13 protein-coding genes are annotated in these 21,437 nt (G+C 65.3%); 11 read left to right on the forward strand and 2 right to left on the reverse strand.

Annotation, left to right across the window (positions count from 1 at the left end; translation table 11 throughout):
• The first annotated feature begins 1 nt into the window (after position 1).
• The 11 genes from pks2 to A5658_RS09620 all read left to right on the forward strand — a co-directional run bounded on the left by pks2 (position 2) and on the right by A5658_RS09620 (position 18,948).
• Positions 2–6,265, forward strand: a complete 6,264-nt coding sequence (gene pks2 / locus A5658_RS09570; protein WP_082993050.1) for a type I polyketide synthase — start codon at positions 2–4, stop codon at positions 6,263–6,265.
• 61 nt (positions 6,266–6,326) lie between these two features.
• A complete protein-coding gene (locus tag A5658_RS09575; protein ID WP_067333348.1) occupies positions 6,327–7,733 on the forward strand; it encodes a condensation domain-containing protein in 1,407 nt (468 codons plus the stop codon).
• 56 nt (positions 7,734–7,789) lie between these two features.
• Entirely contained in the window at positions 7,790–11,050 is a 3,261-nt protein-coding gene (locus A5658_RS09580) for an RND family transporter (RefSeq protein WP_067333350.1), read from the forward strand.
• On the forward strand, positions 11,047–12,297 hold the full coding sequence (locus A5658_RS09585) for a glycosyltransferase (RefSeq protein WP_067333353.1): 1,251 nt from the start codon (positions 11,047–11,049) through the stop codon (positions 12,295–12,297). Before A5658_RS09580 ends, A5658_RS09585 begins: the two co-directional genes overlap by 4 nt.
• Positions 12,297–13,043: a GAP family protein gene (locus tag A5658_RS09590; RefSeq protein WP_067333356.1), complete on the forward strand. Its 747-nt coding sequence runs from the start codon at positions 12,297–12,299 to the stop codon at positions 13,041–13,043. Before A5658_RS09585 ends, A5658_RS09590 begins: the two co-directional genes overlap by 1 nt.
• 37 nt (positions 13,044–13,080) lie before the next feature.
• Positions 13,081–14,517, forward strand: coding sequence for a PE-PPE domain-containing protein (locus A5658_RS09595; protein ID WP_067333358.1), 1,437 nt, complete (start codon positions 13,081–13,083; stop codon positions 14,515–14,517).
• Between the two features lie 8 nt (positions 14,518–14,525).
• Positions 14,526–15,344, forward strand: coding sequence for a glycosyltransferase (locus tag A5658_RS09600; protein ID WP_231997261.1), 819 nt, complete (start codon positions 14,526–14,528; stop codon positions 15,342–15,344).
• Positions 15,331–16,416 carry a polysaccharide pyruvyl transferase family protein gene (locus A5658_RS09605; protein WP_369830502.1) on the forward strand — a complete coding sequence of 362 codons (1,086 nt, stop codon included), beginning with the start codon at positions 15,331–15,333 and terminating at the stop codon, positions 16,414–16,416. The genes A5658_RS09600 and A5658_RS09605 overlap by 14 nt, the downstream gene beginning before the upstream one ends.
• The gene (locus A5658_RS09610) at positions 16,417–17,304 is read left to right on the forward strand and encodes a hypothetical protein (RefSeq protein ID WP_067333363.1); all 888 of its coding nucleotides are present in this window, start codon (positions 16,417–16,419) and stop codon (positions 17,302–17,304) included.
• Positions 17,301–18,356 carry a polysaccharide pyruvyl transferase family protein gene (locus tag A5658_RS09615; protein WP_067333365.1) on the forward strand — a complete coding sequence of 352 codons (1,056 nt, stop codon included), beginning with the start codon at positions 17,301–17,303 and terminating at the stop codon, positions 18,354–18,356. The genes A5658_RS09610 and A5658_RS09615 overlap by 4 nt, the downstream gene beginning before the upstream one ends.
• Before the next feature lie 31 nt (positions 18,357–18,387).
• Positions 18,388–18,948 carry a class I SAM-dependent methyltransferase gene (locus A5658_RS09620; RefSeq protein ID WP_231997262.1) on the forward strand — a complete coding sequence of 187 codons (561 nt, stop codon included), beginning with the start codon at positions 18,388–18,390 and terminating at the stop codon, positions 18,946–18,948.
• Positions 18,949–18,953: 5 nt separating this feature from the next.
• Here A5658_RS09620 and A5658_RS09625 read toward each other — a convergent pair whose 3' ends face one another.
• Entirely contained in the window at positions 18,954–19,523 is a 570-nt protein-coding gene (locus A5658_RS09625; RefSeq protein WP_231997263.1) for an O-methyltransferase, read from the reverse strand.
• Between the two features lie 112 nt (positions 19,524–19,635).
• Complete coding sequence (locus tag A5658_RS09630; RefSeq protein ID WP_067333437.1) at positions 19,636–21,369, reverse strand: AMP-binding protein; 1,734 nt, start codon at positions 21,367–21,369, stop codon at positions 19,636–19,638.
• Positions 21,370–21,437 lie beyond the last annotated feature (68 nt).

A 21,437-nucleotide genomic window follows, 5' to 3' on the forward strand; every position in this document is an offset into this window, starting at 1 on the left:
GGTGGCGCAATCACGGGTCACTCCCGTCGCGGTCATCGGGATGTCGTGCCGGCTTCCCGGCGGCATCGACTCCCCGGAGCTGTTGTGGGAGGCGTTGCTTCGCGGCGACGATCTGATCACCGAGATCCCGTCCGACCGGTGGGACGCCGAAGACCGCTACGACCCCGAACGCGGAGCGCCCGGGCGCTCGGTCTCCAAGTGGGGCGGATTCCTCGACGACGTCGCCGGTTTCGACTCGGAGTTCTTCGGCATCGGCGAGCGCGAAGCGATCGCGATCGATCCACAGCACCGGCTGCTGCTGGAGACCTCCTGGGAGGCACTGCAGCACAGCGGGATTGACCCGACCTCTCTGGCCGGTTCGGCGACCGGGGTGTTCGTCGGGCTGGCACACGACGACTACACCGTGGTGACCGGCGACGCCAATGCCCTGGACGAACCATACGGATACACCGGTACCGCGTTCAGTATGGCGTCCGGTCGCATCAGCTACACGCTCGGCTTGAACGGGCCGGCGATCACGATGGACACCGCGTGCTCGTCGGGTCTTGTCACGGTGCACATGGCGTGTCGCAGCCTGCACCTGGGCGAAAGCGACCTCGCCCTGGCCGGCGGCTGCATGTTGATGCTCGAGCCGCGGGTCAATTCGTCGATGTCGGCGATCGGCATGCTGTCTGCGACGGGTCGCTGCCAGAGCTTCGACACGCATGCGAACGGATTCGTCCGCTCCGAGGGCTGTGCCATGGTAGCGCTCAAACGGCTCCCCGACGCGGTACGCGACGGCGACCGGGTGTTGGCCGTAATCCGCGGAACCGCAACCAATCAGGACGGCCGCTCCGACACGATCACGATGCCGTCGATGGAGGCGCAGGTGGCCGCGTACCGATCGGCGCTCGAGGTGTCGGGCGTGGACCCCGCCACCATCGGCATGGTCGAGGCGCACGGCACCGGGACTCCCGTCGGTGATCCCGTCGAATTCCGCGGCTTGGCACAGGTTTACGGCGTCGATGGCCCGTGCGCGTTATCGTCGGTCAAGAGCAACCTCGGCCACACCGAATCCGCCGCGGGAGCCGTCGGACTCATCAAGGCCGTATTGGCGCTGCAACACGGCACGGTCCCCCGGATGCTGCATTTCACCGAGCTGCCCGCCGACGTGGCCCAAGTCGAGACCAATCTGTTTGTACCGCAGGATATTACGCCGTGGCCGACCAACGGCGCACATCCGCGACGTGCCGCGGTTTCGTCGTACGGCATGTCGGGGACCAACGCGCACGCGATCCTCGAACAGGCTCCGCAGGCCGCCGAACACAACGGCGTGACAGTCGATTCCGTGCTGGCGGCCCCGCTGCTGTTCCCGATCTCGTCCACGTCGGGTGACGCGCTGCGTCACACGGCTGGTCGGCTGGCCGACTGGGTCGAGCGGAGTACGGCCCCGCTCGACGATGTGGCGTACACCCTGGCCCGGCGCCGGGCCCACGGGCCCGTGCGTGCGGCTATGCTGGCCGAAGACAAGCCGCAGCTTGCCGCGGCGCTGCGTGAGGCCGCGGAAAGCGATTTGCCGTATCTGCCCACCGTCGGCGATGACAAGCACGGACCCGTGTGGGTCTTCTCCGGGCAGGGCTCGCAGTGGGCCGGCATGGGTGTCGAACTGCTGGCGGCAGAACCGGTTTTCGCCGCGACCATCGCACGCCTCGAGCCAATGATCGCCGCGGAGTCCGGCTTCTCGGTCACCGAGGCGATGACCTCACCGGAGACCGTGACGGGTATCGACCGGGTCCAGCCGACCCTATTCGCCATGCAGGTCGCGCTGGCCGCCACCATGAAGTCCTACGGTGTGCTGCCCGGTGCGGTCATCGGACATTCGCTCGGCGAGGTCGCCGCCGCCGTCGTCGCCGAGGCACTGTCCTTGGAAGACGGCGTGCGGGTGATCTGCCGCCGTTCCAGACTGTGCCTCGCCCTCGCTGGAGGCGGAGCGATGGCATCGGTCGAATTGCCTGCGCAACATGTTCTTTCGCAACTCGCCGAGCACGGAATCAACGACGTCGTGGTGGCCGTGGTGGCCTCGCCGTCGTCCACCGTGATCGGCGGCGCCACCGAAACCGTCCGCGAACTCGTCGCCGGCTGGGAGCAACGCGAGATCATGGCGCGCGAGGTGGCCGTCGACGTCGCGTCGCACTCGCCACAGGTCGACCCGATCCTCGACGAATTGACCGATGTGCTGGCCGATCTCGCCCCGGCGGCACCGACAATCCCCTACTACTCGGCGACGTCGATCGACCCGCGCGAGGAACCGTTCTGCGACGCCGACTACTGGGTGGAGAACCTGCGCCAGATGGTGCGGTTCGCCGCGGCCGTACAGGCTGCACTCGAGGACGGCTACCGGGTGTTCGCCGAATTGTCGCCGCACCCGCTGCTGGTTCGCGCGGTCGAGCAGACCGCCCTGAGTCTCGAGGTGCCCGCGGCCGCGCTGGCCGGCCTGCGCCGTCAACAGCCGCTGCCGAACGGCATGCGCGGACTGCTGGCCGATCTGTACGGGGCCGGGTCCGCGGTCGACTTCTCGGCGCTGTACCCGACCGGCCACCTGGTGGACGTCCCCCTGCCGAGCTGGACCCATCGCCGTCTGCTCTTGACCGCGCAGGACTCGACGACGCATGGCACCACAACGGTATCGGCGCATCCCCTGCTGGGTGCGCACGTCCGCCTGCAGGAAGAACCCGAGCGCCACGTCTGGCACGCCGAGGTCGGTACCGCTGCGTCGCCGTGGCTGGCCGACCACCAAATCCACAGTGTCGCAGCCCTTCCCGGGGCCGCTTATTGCGAAATGGCGCTGGCCGCCGCTCGCACCGTTCTCGGAGGCGCATCCGAGGTCCGCAACATCCGTTTCGAGCAGATGCTGCTGCTGGACGAGAGCACCACTGTCGGAGCGGTCGCATCGGTCGAGACGGCCACAGCCGCGGCCTTCTCGGTGGAGTCCCACGAGGAGGGCACCAACACCCGGTGGGCGTCTGCCACACTGCACAAAGCGGACGACGATCACCCGCCGGCGCACGACCTGAGCGCACTTATGGCCGACCACCCGGTTCGGATCGACGGCGCCGACGTCCGAGAGTCGTTCGCCGCCCGCGGGATCCAGTTCGGCCCCGCATTTGTCGGCCTCACCGCCGTACACACCGGCAGCGGGTCCCACGGCACCATCGTCGCCGAGATCAGCATGCCGAGTCCGATTCGCTCTCAACACAATGCGTTCGGCGTGCATCCCGCGCTCCTCGACGCCTGCTTCCAGTCGGTCGCTGCGCACCCGGGTGCGCAGCACATCGGCAACGGCGGTCTGCTGTTGCCGCTGGGCGTGCGTCGATTACGCCTCCACGGCCACGCCCGCGAAGCGCGCTACTGCTACGCACGAGTCACCGCGTCCGCCACCGGCCTCGACGCCGACCTCGAACTCATCGACGCGCACGGTGCCGTGCTGCTGACCGCTGGCGGGCTGCAGATGGGCACCGGCACCTCGGCGACCGCGCGTCACGACCGCCTGCTCGCCGAGAACCTGCTGACCATCGAATGGCAGCCCCAACAGCTGCCGGCGGTCGGCAGCGCCCAGCGCGGAAAGTGGCTCCTGGTCGACACATATGACGAGCCAGACCTGCTGGCGACCGAGTTGGCCGACAGACTCAAGCTGCACGATGCCGACGTGACGTCGATGGCGTGGTCGGCGCACGCCGATCACGCCCTCAGCATCGAACGGTTCGCGAGCCTCGTGCGCGAAAGCGAATTCGCGGGAGTGGTCGTGCTGACGGCACCGGGCGGCGACAGCGCGGACGAACAGACGCTGACCGACGGCCGAGAACAGGTGTGCCATCTGGTGCGGATCGCACGGGAACTGACCGAGCTGCCCGGAACATCGCCGCGTTTGTTCGTGGTCACCCGCGACGCGCAACATGTCACCTCGCAGGAGGCACTGAACCTGGAGCAGGCAGGCCTGCGTGGCCTGCTACGTGTGGTCGGCGCCGAGAACCCGCACCTGCGCGTCACCCAGATCGACGTGGACAACCGCACCGACGCTGAACTGCTGGCGCGCGAACTCCTCTGCAATTCGAACGAGGACGAGACGGCCTGGCGCGCCGGGCAATGGTATGTGGCGCGCTTGCGGCCCGCTCCGCTGCGCCCGGACGAGCGGTACACGACCCTCGTCGATCACGCCGAAGACGGTGTGCGACTCAAAGTCCGCACGCCAGGCGACCTGGAGACGATGGAACGAATTGCATTCGAACGTCTTTCGCCAGGTCCGGGCCAGATCGAAGTGGCGATCACGGCGTCCAGCGTGAATTTCGCCGACGTGCTGATGGCCATGGGCCGCTTTCCCACTATCGATGAGCGCGAACCCGAGTTGGGCGTGGACTTTGTCGGGGTGGTAACGGCGGTCGGTCCGAACGTCACGGAGCATCGCGTCGGCGACCGGGTGGGCGGATTCTCCCGAAACGGTTGCTGGGCAACCTTTGTGACCTGCGATGCCCGAGTCGCTGTTACGCTGCCGGCGGAGTTGACCGACCGCCAGGCGGTCGCGGTGTCGACCGGCCACGCGACGGCCTGGTATGGACTGCACGACCAAGCGAGAATCTCCGCGGGCGATCGGGTGCTGATCCACTCGGCGACCGGCGGCGTCGGGCAGGCCGCGATCGCCATCGCCCGCGCCGCGGGCGCAGAGATCTTCGCCACGGCTGGTAGCCCGCAGCGCCGGGAACTGCTGAAGAGCATGGGCATCGAACACGTCTATGACTCGCGCAGCACCGACTTCGCCGAGTTGATCCGTCGCGACACCGATGGCTACGGAGTGGACATCGTGCTCAACTCGCTAACCGCCGCGGCCCAACGCGCCGGGTTCGAATTGCTTTCTGACGGTGGACGTTTCATCGAGATCGGTAAACGCGATGTCTACGCAAACGCACGTCTGGGCCTCTACCCGTTCCGTCGCAACCTGACGTTCCACTACGTCGACCTCGCGCTGATGTCGGAAACCCACCCGCAGCGGATCGGGCAGCTGCTCGACACCGTGTTTCGTCGCGTCGCCGACGGTGAGTTGCCGCCCGCGGAATTCAACGCGTATCGATTCGACGAGGCGGCCACGGCCATCCGGGTGATGAGCGCGGCCGAGCACACCGGCAAACTCGTCCTCGATGTGCCGCGCGCGGGAACCGTCAGCGCGATGGTGCCCCCGGTTGAGGCCCGCCCCTTCCGCGCCGACGGCTCCTACCTGATCACCGGCGGATTGGGCGGTCTCGGTCTCTACCTGGCGGAGCAAATGGCCGCCGCGGGCTGCGGCCGTATCGTCCTGACCTCCCGCTCCCAGCCGGATGCGTTGGCCCAGGCCACCATCGAGCGGATTCGCGGGACCGGCGCCGACATCGCGGTGGAGTGCGGCGACGTCGCGACCCGTGACACCGCGGACCGCCTGGTGGAAGCCGCCACCGCCACGGGGCTCGCGCTGCGCGGAGTGCTGCACGCCGCAGCGGTCGTCGAGGACGCGACGCTGAATAACATCTCGGATGATCTCATCGACCGGGACTGGGCGCCAAAGGTTTACGGTGCCTGGAATCTGCACCACGCGACGGTCGATCAGCCGCTGGACTGGTTCTGCTCGTTCTCGTCCGCGACCGCCCTGCTCGGCTCACGCGGGCAGGGGGCCTACGCGGCCGCGAACAGTTGGCTGGACGTCTTCACCCACTGGCGACGCGCACAGGGCCGCCCCGCCTCTGCGGTCGCGTGGGGAGCATGGGACAAGATCGGTCGCGGTGCCGGTCTCGCCGCGGTCGGTGAGACCACGATGATCGCCCCAGAAGACGGCGCCCACGCATTCCAGGCGCTGTTACGGCACGACCGCGCGTACGCGGGCTACATCTCGATCACCGGAACGCCGTGGTTGACCTCGCTCGCGCAACGTAGCCGGTTTGCCGAGGCGCTCCAGTCGGTTGACCAAAGCGCCACGGAGGCAGACAAATTCCGCGGTGAGCTGATCGAGTTGCCGTCCGAGGAGTGGCCCATCCGGCTACGCCGCCTAGTCTCCGAGCAGGTCGGCCTGATCCTGCGACGAAGCGTCGATCCCAACCGGTCTCTCGCGGAATACGGTCTGGACTCGCTGGGCAATCTCGAGCTACGGACCCGCATCGAGACCGAAACGGGCATCCGGGTCAGCTCGTACCACATCACCACCGTTCGCGGGCTCGCCGGCCATCTGTGCAACGAATTGTCAGACCTGGAGGCCATGCCGGCCTGATGGACGTTTCCGCATCCACGCACCACACACCGAGGAGGCGACAGTGCTCGAGGTAGGGAAAGTGACCGTGAAGAGCGTGTACGACTGGGTACCGGAACCCGGTTCAGTCGTCTCATGGGACCCGACTCCGGCCACGCTGGTCAAAGCCGCTGAGGCACAGGTCAATCCGACACCGCCCAGCTATATGCAGGCCGAACACCTGCGCAGCTGGCTCGATTTCGCCGCCAAGGGCGTCGACATGTCCCGTCTCTGCATTGCGACCTGGGAGATCCCCGGCCACTGCGACGTCCGAGCCATGACACACGTGATCAACATGCACCTGCGGCGGCACGACACGTTCCACAGTTGGTTCGAGTACATCGACAGCAAGAACATCGTGAGGCGCACGATCGACAACCCCGCGGCGATCAAGTTCGTTCCGACCACGCACGGCGAGATGACTCCCGCGGCCCTGCAGAGCCTGGCGATGGCCACGCCGGACCCGCTGCAATGGGACAGTTTTCGCTTCATGGTGATCCAGCACTCCGACCACTTCACGTTCTGCATCTCGATCGACCACATCAACATCGATGCGGCGTACCCGAGCGTGCTGTTGCCGGAGATCCAGATGCAGTATGCCGCTCTGGCCACTGGTGGAGCGCCCATCCCGTTGCCGAAGGCGGGCAGCTACCTCGACTACTGCGAACGCCAGCACCAGTACCTGTCGTCGCTCACCGCGGACTCCCCGGAGGTGAAAGCCTGGATCGAATACTTCGAGAGCAACTCCGGGACTCTCCCGGATTGCCCCGTGTCGCTGGGCGACGGATCCGGCATCTGCGACCTCATGAGCCTGACGCTGCTCGACCAGAAGCAAACGGCCGCTTTCGAATCAGTCTGCGTGTCGGCGGGCGCCCGATTCAGTGGTGGTGTGTTCGCCTGCGCCGCGCTGACCGAGCGGGAGCTCACCGGTGCCGACACCTACTACGGCTATGTGGTCACCGACATCCGGTCCACCCCTGAGGATTTCATGACGTCGGGTTGGATCACCGGCTTCGTCCCGATCACGGTACCTGTCGGCACCTCGTCGTTCGACGAGACCGTGCGAGTCGCTCAGGCGTCGTTCGATTCCGGGCGAGAGCTCGCGAAGGTCCCGTTCGCCCGGGTTCTGGACCTGGCGCCGTGGTTGCAGCGCCCCGACCGACGCGTGCCGCTGATGTTCCACATCGACCTCGGCATCCCGCCGTTCTCGGCCCTGGTCACCGAGAAGCTGGAGGGTCTCAATGCCCGGATCTTCCAGGACGGCGGGGCGCCGGCCCAATTCGACATCCGGGTGACCCGACTCGAGAACGAGACGCGCGCAGTCGTGCTTTTCCCGGACAACCCCGTCGCGCGCGAATCCGTCACCCAATTTCTGGCGGTGCTGAAGTCCGTGTACGTGCGGGTTGCCGAGCGCCGCTACCGCGCCATCTCGGAACGTGAGGTGGCCTGATCAGCTGCGGCCCGCAGCCGAGTCAGGCGCATGCTATTCCGGAGGTAACCACGCCCATGTCGTCGCGGACGGTTGAGATCGACCCGCCTTCGACGAAGGGTGTCTACCCGAAGCTGGGCGCCTTCGTTACCCGGCATCCGCTCATCGTCATCGTTACCTGGATCGCGCTTGCGGCGGGGGTTTCGCTCGGTCTGCCGCCGCTGGCAGTGGTCATCGGGCAAAAGCAGGCGCAGATCATGCCCGACGATGCGCCGATGATGGTCGCGGCCCGCGAGATGGTTGCCGCCTTCCATGACAAGGGAACCGACAACGTCGTCCTGGCCGTACTGACCGACGACAAGGGCCTGAGCCCCGCCGACGAAGGCACATACCGCACTCTGGTCGGCAAGCTGCGCGAAGACTCCGCCGATGTCGTCTCGCTGCAGGACTTCCTGAACTCGCCTGAAGTTCGCGAGGTGCTGTCGAGCAAAGACAAGAAAGCGTGGTATCTGCCCATCGCCCTCGCCGGGCACGCGGGTTCGGCGGAGGGCGCGGTCGCGTTTCAGAACGCGTCCAGGCTGATCAAACAGACCGTCGCGGGCTCGACACTGGTCGCCCACCTGGCGGGACCGGCGGCCACCGCCGCCGACCTCACCGCGATCAGCGAGCGCGACATGCACGTGATCGAAATCGGCACGGGGATCATGGTGTTGCTGATCCTGCTGATCGTGTATCGCAATCCCCTGACGCTGGTGATGCCGCTGATCACCATCGGCATATCGCTCGTGACGGCGCAAGGAGTCCTGGCCGGATTGGCCCTATTGGGCCTCGGTGTGTCCAGCCAGACCATGGTCTTCATGAGCGGCATTGTGTACGGCGCCGGTACCGACTACGCCGTGTTCCTCATCAGCCGCTATCACGACTACGTGCGGCTCGGCGAGGACTCGGACCGGGCCATCCGAAATGCGTTGGGCTCCATCGGAAAGGTGATCGCCGCCTCGGCGGCCACGGTGGCGGTCACGTTCGTCACGATGGTCTTCACTAAGCTGCCGGTGTTCTCGACGGTCGGTCCGGCGTTGGCAATCGCGGTCACGGTGGCTTTCCTCGCTGCGGTGACCGTGCTTCCGGCGATCATGACACTCGCGGGGCGGCGGGGCTGGATCAAGCCGCGTCGCGAATTGACCACACGGTTTTGGCGCACATCGGGTGTACGGATCGTGCGCCGACCGAAGATCCACCTGGCCGCGAGCCTGCTGATCCTGATCACCTTGGCGGTCTGCTCGGGCTACGCGCGCTACAACTACGACGACCGCAAGACTCTGCCGAGCTCGGTCGAGAGCGCCGCGGGATACGACGTGATGGCGCAACACTTCCCGCTGGACACGATCATTCCGCAGTACCTGTTCATCCAATCGCCGCGCGACATGCGCGACCCGAAAGTCTTGGCGGACCTGGAACAGATGGCGCAGCGGGTGAGTCAGCTGCCCAGCATCTCGATAGTTCGGGGTATCACGCGTCCGACCGGGGAGTCACTGGAGCAGGCCAGGCTGGCATGGCAGGCCGGTGAAGTCGGCAACAAACTCGGCGACGCCTCACAACAGATCAACGGCCACGCGGGCGAACTCGACACGATGACCGATGGAGCCGACCAATTGGCAAACGCACTGGGCGACTTGCGATCTCAGGTCGACCAGGCGTTACCGAATATCACCGGTCTCGTCGATTCGCTGACCGTCTTGCAGAAGAACTTCGGCGGGACAAAGATTCTCAACCAGCTCGAAGACGCCGCCAAGCTCGTCGGCGACATGCGCACGCTCGGCCAGACGCTCGATCTGAACATCGTCGATGTCAACAACATCGCCAGTTTGGCGAGACCAATCCTGAACGCCCTCGACACGACCCCGGTGTGCGCCCTAGACCCGAACTGTCTCTCCGCCCGCAATCAACTGCAGCGCATCGCCGAAGCGCATGAGAGTGGCGCGCTCAACAACGTCGCGGAGCTGTCGAAGAAACTCGAATCGACTGAGGGCACCGAAAGTCTCGGCGCAGCAACCGACAAGTTGAAGCAACTGGTGACACAACTCAACAGCGCGACGCAGATGTTGGGCGGCGGTGGGCTGCAGGCGAAGCTGGCCTACCTGCAGAACGGCGCCAACCAACTCGCCGACGGCAGCCGCAAGCTAGCCGACGCCGTCGCCCTGCTAGTTGGCCAGACGAAGCAGATGGGGGCGGGCCTCAACGACGCCTCCGGCTTCCTGATGGCGATGAAGAACGGCGCTAACGACCCCCCGATGGCCGGATTCTTCATCCCGCCGCAAGTGTTGACGCGGGACGACTTCAAGAAGGCGGCGGGCATTTTCGTCTCCCCCGACGGGCATGCCGTGCGGTACCTGGTGCAGACCAAGCTGAATCCGTTCAGTGTCGCGGCGATGGATCAGGTGAACGCGATCCTTGAGACGGCCCGGGAGTCGCAACCGAACACCACCCTGTCCGACGCCAAAGTGTCGATGGCCGGAATCTCGGTGGGGCTCCGCGATACCCGCGACTATTACAACAAAGACTTCAACTTCATCATCGTGACGACCGTCGTCATCGTCTTTCTGATCCTGATCGCCTTGCTGCGGGCGATCGTGGCACCGCTGTACCTGATCTGCTCGGTGATCGTCTCGTATCTGTCGGCACTCGGCATCGGGACGATCGTGTTCCAGTTCGGCCTCCACCAAGAACTGCACTGGACCGTTCCCGGGCTGACGTTCATCATCCTGGTGGCGGTCGGGGCCGACTACAACCTGCTGCTCATTTCACGTATCCGCGACGAATCAGCGCACGGCATTCGTCTCGGGGTGATCCGCACGGTCGGCGCGACCGGAGGCGTGATCACCGCGGCGGGACTGATCTTCGCCGCGTCCATGTTCGGCTTGTTATTCGCCAGCATCAGCATGATGGTGCAGGCCGGCTTCGTGCTCGGCACGGGACTTCTGCTCGACACCTTCCTGGTACGCACCGTGACGGTGCCGGCGATCGCCACTTTGGTCGGCAACGGCAACTGGTGGCCGTCCCGGCCCAAGAAGAGCCGGCCGCTCGCGCGCCGTCGGCCCAGTCGCGCGGAGCGATTCAGGAAGCAGGTCACCCCGCGATTCATCCGCCGGCGGCGCGCCTCACCCCAGCCCGACGAGGACCTGTTGCACGACAGCGAGTTCCAGGACGACCCGACATCACTTCCCCCGCTCAGTGAACCACCGGCCCTCGCTCCCAACTGCGAACCACCCGCAGAGCGACGGCCGGTCGCGCTCGCAGTAGTGCTGAACCGACGGGTCGGCGGAAGACTCGACCGATGAAATTCGCGCTGGGGATCCACGGCAGCCGCGGCGACGTCGAACCGTTCGCCGCGCTCGGCCTTGAGTTGCAGCACCGCGGCCACGACGTGCGAATGGCAGTTCCCCCCGACATGCTTGGCTTTGTCGAGTCGGTCGGTCTCCCCGCGGTCAGCTACGGGCCCAGTTCCCAAGCCGTGAACGACGAGGAATTCGTCCGCAACTTCTGGGACGTCACGACTCCAGTCAGGATCGCGCGGGCCGGCAAGCATTATCTCGGCGAGGTCTGGGCCGACATGGGCCGCACCTTGCAATCCCTGGCCGATGGCGCCGACCTTTTGCTGACAGGCATGGTTCAGCAGGGACTCGCCCTCAACGCCGCCGAATACCATCGGATTCCGCTAGCAGAGCTGCACTGCTTTCCGGTCCGGGTCAACAGCCAGATTCTCCCGGCGGTCCCGTCACCGCTGATCCGGTCGAGCATCTCGGCGCTGTGGTGGGCGCACTGGTTGGTGACGAAACGTACCGAGGACGACCAGCGCCGACAATTGGGGTTGCCGCGGGTAACCCGGCCCTCCACGCGACGCATCATGGAGCGCGGATCCCTTGAGATCCAGGCATACGACGAGGTGTTCTTCCCCGGCCTCGCGGCCGAGTGGGCCCGATGGAATCAGCAGCGCCCCTTCGTGGGTGCGCTGACTATGGCGAAACCGACGGCTGCCGACGACGAGATCTCGGCGTGGTGCGCCGCCGGAACACCCCCGATCTATTTCGGCTTCGGCAGCATGCCGGTGCGATCTTTCGGCGCGACGGTCGACATGATCAGTGGGGCCTGCGCCGAATTGGGTGAGCGGGCCCTGATCGGTGCCGGTGCACACGACTTCGACGGCAGCGCGCGCTCCGAGCGCGTCATGATCGCGGACTCGATGAACCACGGCGCGATCTTCCCGTTGTGCCGCGCGGTCGTCCATCACGGAGGTGCCGGCACCACGGCCGCGGGAGTACGTGCCGGCGTTCCGACGCTGATCTTGTGGGTCACCGCGGACCAACCGATCTGGGCGGCCCAGATCAAACGGCTCAAAGTCGGTTCTGCCAGGCGCTTTTCAGCCACCAACCGAGACTCACTGGTCTCCGACCTGCGGTCCGTTCTCACCCCGGATCACGTCGCCACCGCCCGTGCGGTTGCCCGGCAGCTGACCCCGCCCGCGGTCAGCGTGCGCTCGACGGCCGACCTTCTGGAGGGCGCAGCCAGAATGAAGCGGGTTGCCTGATGTGGAGCGCAGTCTTGTTTTTCGGGATCATCGCCGCTCAGGATCCGGTGCGTATCGGGATCATGGCGTTGTTGATCTCGCGCCCGCGCCCGCTGTCCAATCTGTTCGCGTATTGGTTGGGCCTTATGACGTCCGGATTCGGACTGGCACTCGCAGCGCTATTCCTCTTGCACGACTTGTTGATTCCCATTGTGCGGCTGACGCATTCGATCGCGATTCATCCTGCGCTACCGTTCGTCCAAGCCGTGGTGGGTGTCCTCGCGCTCGTGGGCGCCGGCGTTCTCGCCAGGCCCCGGTCGGTCCGCCGGGGCGCACCCGTGATGATGCCCGCCACCGGTCTCGACACACAGATCGGCGAACCCGGCGCGTCACCGCCAGCGGACGCCAGCGTGAGTCTCCCACGGCTGTCGTGGACAGCCATCCTGGAAAGAAAGTCGCTCGGAATGCCATTCCTCGCCGGGCTGTGTACCTCGACTCAGCTGCTCGAGTTCTGGGGGGCGATGCTCGCTATCCTCGCGTCCGGTGCACCGGCCGCCACCCAGGTCGCCGCCGCACTGGTCTTCACGTTGGTGGCTTACACGATCACCGAGATTCCGCTCGTCGCCCACGCGATATCACCGGCCAAGACCGAGTATGTCGTCATGGGCATGCATGGCTGGTTATTCGCCCGTCGCAGAACGGTTTTCGCACTGCTGCTCGGCGCACTCGGTGCGATGATGCTCGTAAAAGGTGTCGGCGAATGGTGACTTCGGACCTCGGCATTCCAGGACAACGGAGGCGGCAATGACGGACCGTGGCGCTCGCGGCAAGTGGGTAGGGGTGCTGGCCACCGCCGGCCTGGGTCTGCTGTCCCTGGCGCCGTTGGCGGCCCCCGCAATCGCACACGGCGACGACACGCTTCCCTACCTGGTGATGGGCGGCAGCGGCATGCCGCTGCCGGACGACGCCTGGGTCGACACGATCGCAAGCCTCTTCCTGCCGGCGAATGCCGACGCGACCGCGCTCTACACGCCGGAGGAGTTCTACCCGTTGAGCCTCAATGAACTGACGCTCGACGACTCGGTGTCGCAGGGCCTCAACGACCTGAACACGGCCCTGCAGCCCTACCTCGATTCCGGTACACCCGTGGGCGTATTCGGATACTCGCAGAGCGCGATCATCGCGTCGCTGGAGATGTCACAGCTCGAGGCCCAGGGAGTGCCCAGCTCCGACGTCAGCTTCACGTTGATCGGTGATCTGATGAACCCCAACGGCGGGCTCTTCGAACGTTTCGCCGGCCTCGATCTGACCAGCCTCGGAATCGACTTCTCCGGCGCGACGCCCTCCGACGACTACGCCACCACCATCTACACGATGGAATACGACACCTGGGCCGATTTCCCGAAGTACCCGTTGAACATCCTGTCCGACCTCAACGCGTTCATGAGCCAGACCCACTTCGACTACGACACTTTGACACCCGAGCAAATCGCACAGGCGATTCCGCTGGAGACGACGGGCGGTCTGACGGATTACTACATCATCCCCGCGGACGACCTCCCGCTGCTGGACCCGGTGCGCGACATTCCGATCGTCGGCAACCCGATTGCCGACCTGCTGCAACCGGATCTGACCGCTCTGGTGAACCTCGGCTACGGCGACCCCGATTATGGCTGGTCGACCACCCCGGCCAACGAGGCCACCGAGTTCGGACTGTTTCCGAGCATCGAGGACATCGAGAAGCTTCCCAACCTGTTGATCACAGGCACCGAGCAGGGAATCCAGGACTTCATCGGCGATTTCACCGGCACGGGACCGAATCCCGTGTCACTGTCGCTGGATTCGCTGTTGGCAGGTCTGACCGACTCGACAACGTCGACGTCGACCACCGCGCTGGATCCCGATGCGGTCGTGTCGGCGCTGACGACCCTGCTGAGCGACCCCACCGCCTTGGCGGCCGTCCCGGGTGACCTCACCGACGCCTTCACCGACATCGGCAACACCCTGTCCGGCAGCCTGACCGCCACCGAAGACATTCTCTACGCGGCGATGGTCAGCGTTCCCGAGTACAACCTGAGTCTCGTTCTGGATAACCTGGACAACCCGATCGAGGCGCTCGGATTGCCGATCGCTGCCGATCTGGCTATCTACAACCTGTTGGGCGGCTTCGAATCCACCGTCCTCGAGAACGCCGCATCATCGATCACCGCGTCACTGACCGAATTGCTGCCGGCACTATGAGCCAGCCGATGCCCGTCGTGGCCGCCGTCCCCAACTACAACATGGGACAGCATCTGCGCGAACTCATTCCACAGTTGCTGGCTCAGAACTACGAGCGGATCTTCGTCCTCGACGACGCCTCCACCGACGACAGCGTCGACGTGGTGCGCGGGTTCGGCGACGACGTCCGGCTCGTGCGCAGTCCCGAAAACCGCGGGGCCGGCGCCAATCGCAACCAGGTGATCGATCACGTCGGCGACGGTGCCCTCATCCACTTCATCGACGCCGACATGGAGTTGAAGACCGCCGACACTCCCGTGGTGGCGCGGGAACTCGCCGACCGCTATCGCCGCTACGGCGTCGGCATGATCGGCGGATTGGTCAGCCGCGTCGACGGAAGTCAGGAATACTGCAACTACGGCGCGGCATTCTCGGTTTGGGGCAATTTCACGTCAAATGTCCCACGGCTGGTTGATCATTGGCGTCACCGGCCCCGGCTTGCCGGCACGGTACACCGAGTGGTTGGGCCGATGGCCCCGGGCTGGCCCAGCCTGCTGGACGAGCCGATTCCAAGGCCTGCGTTCTGGCTGCATGAGGGCAACCTGCTCGTCTACTCCGAGGTCTTCAGAGGAATCGGTGGCTACGACCCGACCCTGCGCTCGCACGAGGCTCAGGACCTGGCCATCCGCCTGGACAACAAAGGCATTGGTAGACAATTCGATCCGAGCATCCGCGTCGTCCACCACCACATCGACGTCCGCGGGAAAAACCGGCGAAAATGGGAGAGCACCGCCGCCCGCTATCTCATCCGCAAGCACGGAATGGCACGGTTCCTTGCCGGCAGTTGAGGCCCGACCAGCCGATCACGCCGCCCCGGTTGCCTACCTGGGTTGGCAGGGCATGGGCAATATCGGTGACGACGCCATCTACGACGCCGTGCGTTCGCAACTGCGCGGGGCCAGCGTGCTGGAGATGCCGCGCTTTCCTGGCGAGCGATTGCGCGCCGCAACAACGGGATTGAACCGATCGCTCCGCAACGGCATTCAGGTCGTCGGCGGCGGCACCCTCATCGGGACCCGCTATTTCAGAAGACTGATCGGTCGGGGTCAGGCGCTCACGCGCAACAACGGCAGCTACGCGATCGGCGTCGGTGTGGAAGACCCCACCTTCGACCGACGCCAAAATGCCCAGAGCGCAGGCGAGTTGCAGCGCTGGGTGCCGATGTTGTCGGAGTTTCGCACCGTGTCCGTCCGCGGGCCGCGCAGCGCCGAACTGCTGGCCGACGCCGGACTCGAGGTCACGGTCTCCGGTGATCCCGCGCTGCTGCTCCCCCGACCCGATGTCACCGCCGAGGACGGCCTGATCGGACTGAACCTCGGCTTCGGCGACGACGACCTGTGGGGGCAAGATCCGGCGCAGGTTGCCGAGCAGATCGGCGGTGCCGCCAGATACTTGACGTCCCAAGGCTATCGCTTCGTGGGCATCCTGATGAACAGCGCCGACCGACGATGGACCGAACAAGCCCTCGCCGGCATCGACGCCGACATCATCCACCCGCCCGACGCCACCACCGCAGCCCGCGAACTCGCCCGCTGCTCGATCGCCATCGTCAGCCGCCTGCACGCCGGAATCCTCGCCGCCCTCTCCGCCACCCCCGTCATATCCCTCGAATACCAACCCAAATGCCGCGACTTCGCACGATCCATCAACGACGAACGCTCACTACTACGCACCGACACCCTGACCACCACCACCGTCATCGACCACACCCACCACACCCTGCACGACGCACCACACATCCGAACCACCACCCACCAAGCCGTCACCCACCTCCGCCAACAACTCACCCACGAATACGCCACCGTCGCACACCAACTCGGCCTCACGGCGCCGACCGGTCAGCTATCAGAGGAGCATTGAATGCTCGCGTTCATCACCACGCTGCGGCACCCGCACAATTCCGCCGATTACGGGCGCGTCGAGTCGCTGCTGCAGAACACCCTGGAGTCGCTGACACGGCAGTCGTGCAAGGACTACGTCGCTTTCGTTGTCGGCAACCGCACACCCTCATTTGTCATGCCGCCCAGGACGGTCTTCGTCGAGGTCGACTTCCCGCCTCCCTCCACGGTGGACGGCCCCCGGACCGGCCCGGCACCGGTCATCTGGGACAAGGGCACCAAGAACGCGATCGGCCTCATCGCTGCACGCGACTCACGACCCGACTACGTAATGCCCATCGACGCCGACGATTTCGTCCACCGGGACGTGGCGGCTTTTGTGCGCGATCGCCCCGGACGCGACGGATGGGTGGTGAAGCGCGGCTGGGTGTACTCACGCGCGAGAAACGCCTACCGGCCGCGCAGGCGTTTCTACCGGGTATGCGGGACGTCGTTCATCGTTCCATTCGACGCCTACGATGTCCCGCCCGGTCTGACGGTGTCGTCGACGCAGCACGACATCGCCGACGCCTTCGGTGAGCGGCTCGAACAGATTCTCGAACACGGTTACGCCTTCGACTACTGGCGCAAGCACGGACGGACCCTGCAGGCGCTACCGTTCCGCGGAGCGGTCTACCACATGGACACCGGCGAAAATCACTCCGGCAATGAGCTTTTTGGTCCTGCCCTGCCCTACCGGGGGCACCTCTTTCGTGATTTCGCGATCCGGCCCTCGCGGAGCCCGTCCGCGAGCCTGTGGACGGCGATCGGGCCGGCCGCTCTCAAACCCGACTTGAGGTTTCAGCTGCCCATGTTCCTACAACCGAAGTCCTATCTGCAGGACTACTCGCCACCGGTGCGATCCCAATGACCACCACGAACGCCGCCCTGGTGGCGTACCTGGGTTGGCAGGGCATGGGCAATATCGGTGACGACGCCATCTACGACGCCGTGCGTTCGCAACTGCCCGGGGCCAGCGTGCTGGAGATGCCGCGCTTTCCTGGCGAGCGATTGCGCGCCGCAACAACGGGATTGAACCGATCGCTCCGCAACGGCATTCAGGTCGTCGGCGGCGGCACCCTCATCGGGACCCGCTATTTCAGAAGACTGATCGGTCGGGGTCAGGCGCTCACGCGCAACAACGGCAGCTACGCGATCGGCGTCGGTGTGGAAGACCCCACCTTCGACCGACGCCAAAATGCCCAGAGCGCAGGCGAGTTGCAGCGCTGGGTGCCGATGTTGTCGGAGTTTCGCACCGTGTCCGTCCGCGGGCCGCGCAGCGCCGAACTGCTGGCCGACGCCGGACTCGAGGTCACGGTCTCCGGTGATCCCGCGCTGCTGCTCCCCCGACCCGATGTCACCGCCGAGGACGGCCTGATCGGACTGAACCTCGGCTTCGGCGACGACGACCTGTGGGGGCAAGATCCGGCGCAGGTTGCCGAGCAGATCGGCGGTGCCGCCAGATACTTGACGTCCCAAGGCTATCGCTTCGTGGGCATCCTGATGAACAGCGCCGACCGACGATGGACCGAACAAGCCCTCGCCGGCATCGACGCCGACATCATCCACCCGCCCGACGCCACCACCGCAGCCCGCGAACTCGCCCGCTGCTCGATCGCCATCGTCAGCCGCCTGCACGCCGGAATCCTCGCCGCCCTCTCCGCCACCCCCGTCATATCCCTCGAATACCAACCCAAATGCCGCGACTTCGCACGATCCATCAACGACGAACGCTCACTACTACGCACCGACACCCTGACCACCACCACCGTCATCGACCACACCCACCACACCCTGCACGACGCACCACACATCCGAACCACCACCCACCAAGCCGTCACCCACCTCCGCCAACAACTCACCCACGAATACGCCACCGTCGCACACCAACTCGGCCTAAGCACCCGTCAGCACGCCGAGTAAACGATCGAAAGCGAGGTAAACAATGTCCCGAATGATCACGACACTGCGTCAGAAGACCGACTACACGCGGTGGTCGGATACCCGCAACATCCTCGCATCCTGGGAATCCCGCACCGAGCGCGCCGCCGCACTGGTGCCTCAGGGCAGCCGGGTGATCGAATTCGGTGCTGCCAACCGGATTCTCGAGCGGCACCTCCACCAGACGTGCACCTACACTCCGTCGGACATCGTCGACCGGGGCCCAGGAACGCTGGTATGCGATCTCAACCTGAGGCCGCTTCCCGATCTCGGAGTCGGTGCCTACGACGTCGCGGTACTCATGGGAGTACTGGAGTACATGCGGGACATGCCCTCGGTGATCGACTGGCTCACCGAACTCGCCCCGACCTGCCTGCTGTCATACGCGTGCGCGCGCGGCACTCGGTACTCGCCTCGCCGCGCCTTCGGATCCGTCGGTCGTCTCAGAGCGGGTTGGTTGAACAGCTACTGCGACCACGAGATCAGGGCGCTCTTCGCCGCGCGAGGCTTCCTGCAATCGCACGAAGAGACCTGGCACAATCAGCGCATGTTCGTCTTCTCGCGCCAGCGGTGATCTACTCAAGCCGCTTGGAGCTCCACGATTCCGAGACGATGCCAGCGGGCCACCGAGTCTGCGACCGCGCGATCTGACCGGATCTCACGCCAGGCCTTGCGCATCCCCGCGCAGTAAGTGATGTCGTCGAACAGCACCAGGCCACCTGGTGACATCCGCGGCCGCAGAATCTCCCACTGCCTCATCACGAAGTCGTAGTCGTGGATGCCATCGACCAGGGCGATGTCGATCGGCGCTGGGATGTCGTCGACTCGATCCTCGAAAGCCCCCCGGATCAACGAGAACCGGTCGGTGATCGTACTGATGTTACGTTCGGCGATGTCGGCCCAGTCCGGGTTGATTTCGAACGAGTACAACCGGCCCCTGTTGAGTGCGGCGGCGAAGTACATGCCCGAAACACCGAATGCCGAACCGAACTCCACGACGACCTCGGGGTCACGCTCGGCCACTAGGTAGGCATACAGGTCGCCCTGGGACGAGGGTGATCGCACGTCGTCGGGGCTGAATCGGTCCTCGGGCAGGCCGTACACCGGCGCCAGCGGCTGCGCCCCGATCGTGTTGGTACTCAGAGCCATCGATTCGATCTCGCTCTTGCGCGGCGAGGCCGGCAATCTTCGCGGGATCCTGGCCAACCGCGATCTTCCCCACAGTTTCACTGGTGCAATCATGACGGCGAGTCCCTGTCTTCTAGGCGTCGAGGCGCGCGAACCGGTTCTGCTGATACTGCTCGACGCACGCTCGGCGCCGCACCTTGCCGCTAGTGGTGATGGGTATCGACCCCGGCGGCACGAGCACGAGGTCGGCGATGCTCAAGCCGTGCGATGTCGAGATCGCCGAGGTGACATCGTTTTTCACGTGCGCCAGATGCTCGGGCGCATCATGATTGGCGTAGTTCTTGAGTTCGGCGATGGCGACCAACTTCTCGATGCCGTCGTGAGGAACCGATATCGCCACGCAGCGTCCGCGGGTGATCATCTGGATCGTCGCCTCGATGTCGTCGGGTGAGTGATTGCGTCCGTAGACGATCAACAGGTCCTTGATCCGACCGATGATGAACAGTTCGTCGTCGTGGAAGAAGCCCAGATCGCCGGTTCTCAACCAGGGCCCTTCGGGGGTACCTGGTGACGGGTCGGAAAGCTTGGCGCAGAACGCGTATTCGGTCTCTTGAGGTTTGCGCCAGTAGCCGGCCGCGACATTGTCGCCATGCACCCAGATTTCGCCGACGGCTCGGGCAGCGCATTCGACGCTGGTGTCGGGGTCGACTATGCGCAGAATCGGCGAGCGCGGCACGCCGTAGCTGACCAGCGCTGTGCCGCCGTGGCTTTCACAGCGTTGGGCGTGGCCGTCGGACAACCGTGCGGAATCGAAATGAACGACGTGCTGCTCGCCGGGTTGGCGGGTCACGATGTACACGGTCGCTTCAGCCATCCCGTAGGACGGACGAATAGCCGTCACCGGGAAATTGAATGGGGCAAACCGCTCGTTGAAGCGCTTCAACGTCGACGGTTGGACGCGCTCGCTGCCGTTGATGATGCCCAGGACGCCGCTGAGGTCCACGCCCTCCAATTCATCGTCGGAAATCTTTCGCGCAGCGATCTCAAACGCGAAATTAGGCCCCGCGGAGAAGGTATGGCGATAGCCGGCCAACAGCTGCAGCCACCGGGCCGGCCGCGCCAAGAACGCGACTGGGCTGGTGAGCACAGCGTGGTGCCCGGCCAACAACGGCACACAGACCCCGATCAGCAGTCCCATGTCGTGGTAGAAGGGCAGCCACGATACGAAGGTGGTGTCCGGCGGCGACACCGCACCGCGGTCGGCGAAATAGTCGGCGAACATCTGCTCGAAGTTCGCCATCAGGTTCTTATAGGTGATTTTCACGCCGGCCGGCGCACGGGTCGACCCGGAAGTGTATTGCAGGTAGGCGGTTTCGGTCCGAGTTTCACGGCTGGCCCGGAATTGACTCTGGGCCTCCAAGTCCACCCGGTCGACTTCGACAAGAGCGGGCACGGATCCTTCGTCGGGGCGCGACGTCAGGTATTCGGCCACGCCCTCGGCCACGTCGGAGGTGGTGAGTACGACCGCAGGCGCCGCGTCGAGCAAGACCGACTTCACTCGTTCGTCGACGGCGCCGCCCAGCGGAACTGACAGCGGTACCGGGATGAAGCCCGCCTGCAGCGCTCCGAAGAACGCGTCGATGTACGGGAGTCCCTGCGGCGCCACGATGACCGCGCGGTCGTCAGTGGCGCCGTACTTGCGCACCTCCTGTGCGACGTTCAGCGACCGCCGATATAGCTGGGAATACGTGATCGTCTCGGCTACACCATCCCAATCCTGCTCGTAATCAACGAATGTGAACGCCTTCTCATTTGGCTGCAGACTGGCGCGCTCACGCAGAACACTGGGGATGGTCAGTTCGGCCACAATCGTCACCTTACCGCCGCAGGCAGCAGGCGCAATCGGAAGCGAATGCCAAATACGTTGTCCGACAA

This window comes from Mycobacterium sp. 1245111.1 (assembly GCF_001673405.1).
GTDB lineage: Bacteria > Actinomycetota > Actinomycetes > Mycobacteriales > Mycobacteriaceae > Mycobacterium.

Bases quoted from the DNA above. Each gene is read 5' to 3' on its own strand.
- A5658_RS09610 (WP_067333363.1), top strand. From the start codon at position 16,417: ATGCTCGCGTTCATCACCACGCTGCGGCACCCGCACAATTCCGCCGAT.
- A5658_RS09585 (WP_067333353.1), top strand. From the start codon at position 11,047: ATGAAATTCGCGCTGGGGATCCACGGCAGCCGCGGCGACGTCGAACCG.
- A5658_RS09590 (WP_067333356.1), top strand. From the start codon at position 12,297: ATGTGGAGCGCAGTCTTGTTTTTCGGGATCATCGCCGCTCAGGATCCG.
- A5658_RS09580 (WP_067333350.1), top strand. From the start codon at position 7,790: ATGTCGTCGCGGACGGTTGAGATCGACCCGCCTTCGACGAAGGGTGTC.
- A5658_RS09595 (WP_067333358.1), top strand. From the start codon at position 13,081: ATGACGGACCGTGGCGCTCGCGGCAAGTGGGTAGGGGTGCTGGCCACC.
- A5658_RS09620 (WP_231997262.1), top strand. From the start codon at position 18,388: ATGATCACGACACTGCGTCAGAAGACCGACTACACGCGGTGGTCGGAT.
- A5658_RS09600 (WP_231997261.1), top strand. From the start codon at position 14,526: ATGCCCGTCGTGGCCGCCGTCCCCAACTACAACATGGGACAGCATCTG.
- A5658_RS09625 (WP_231997263.1), bottom strand. From the start codon at position 19,523: ATGGCTCTGAGTACCAACACGATCGGGGCGCAGCCGCTGGCGCCGGTG.
- A5658_RS09615 (WP_067333365.1), top strand. From the start codon at position 17,301: ATGACCACCACGAACGCCGCCCTGGTGGCGTACCTGGGTTGGCAGGGC.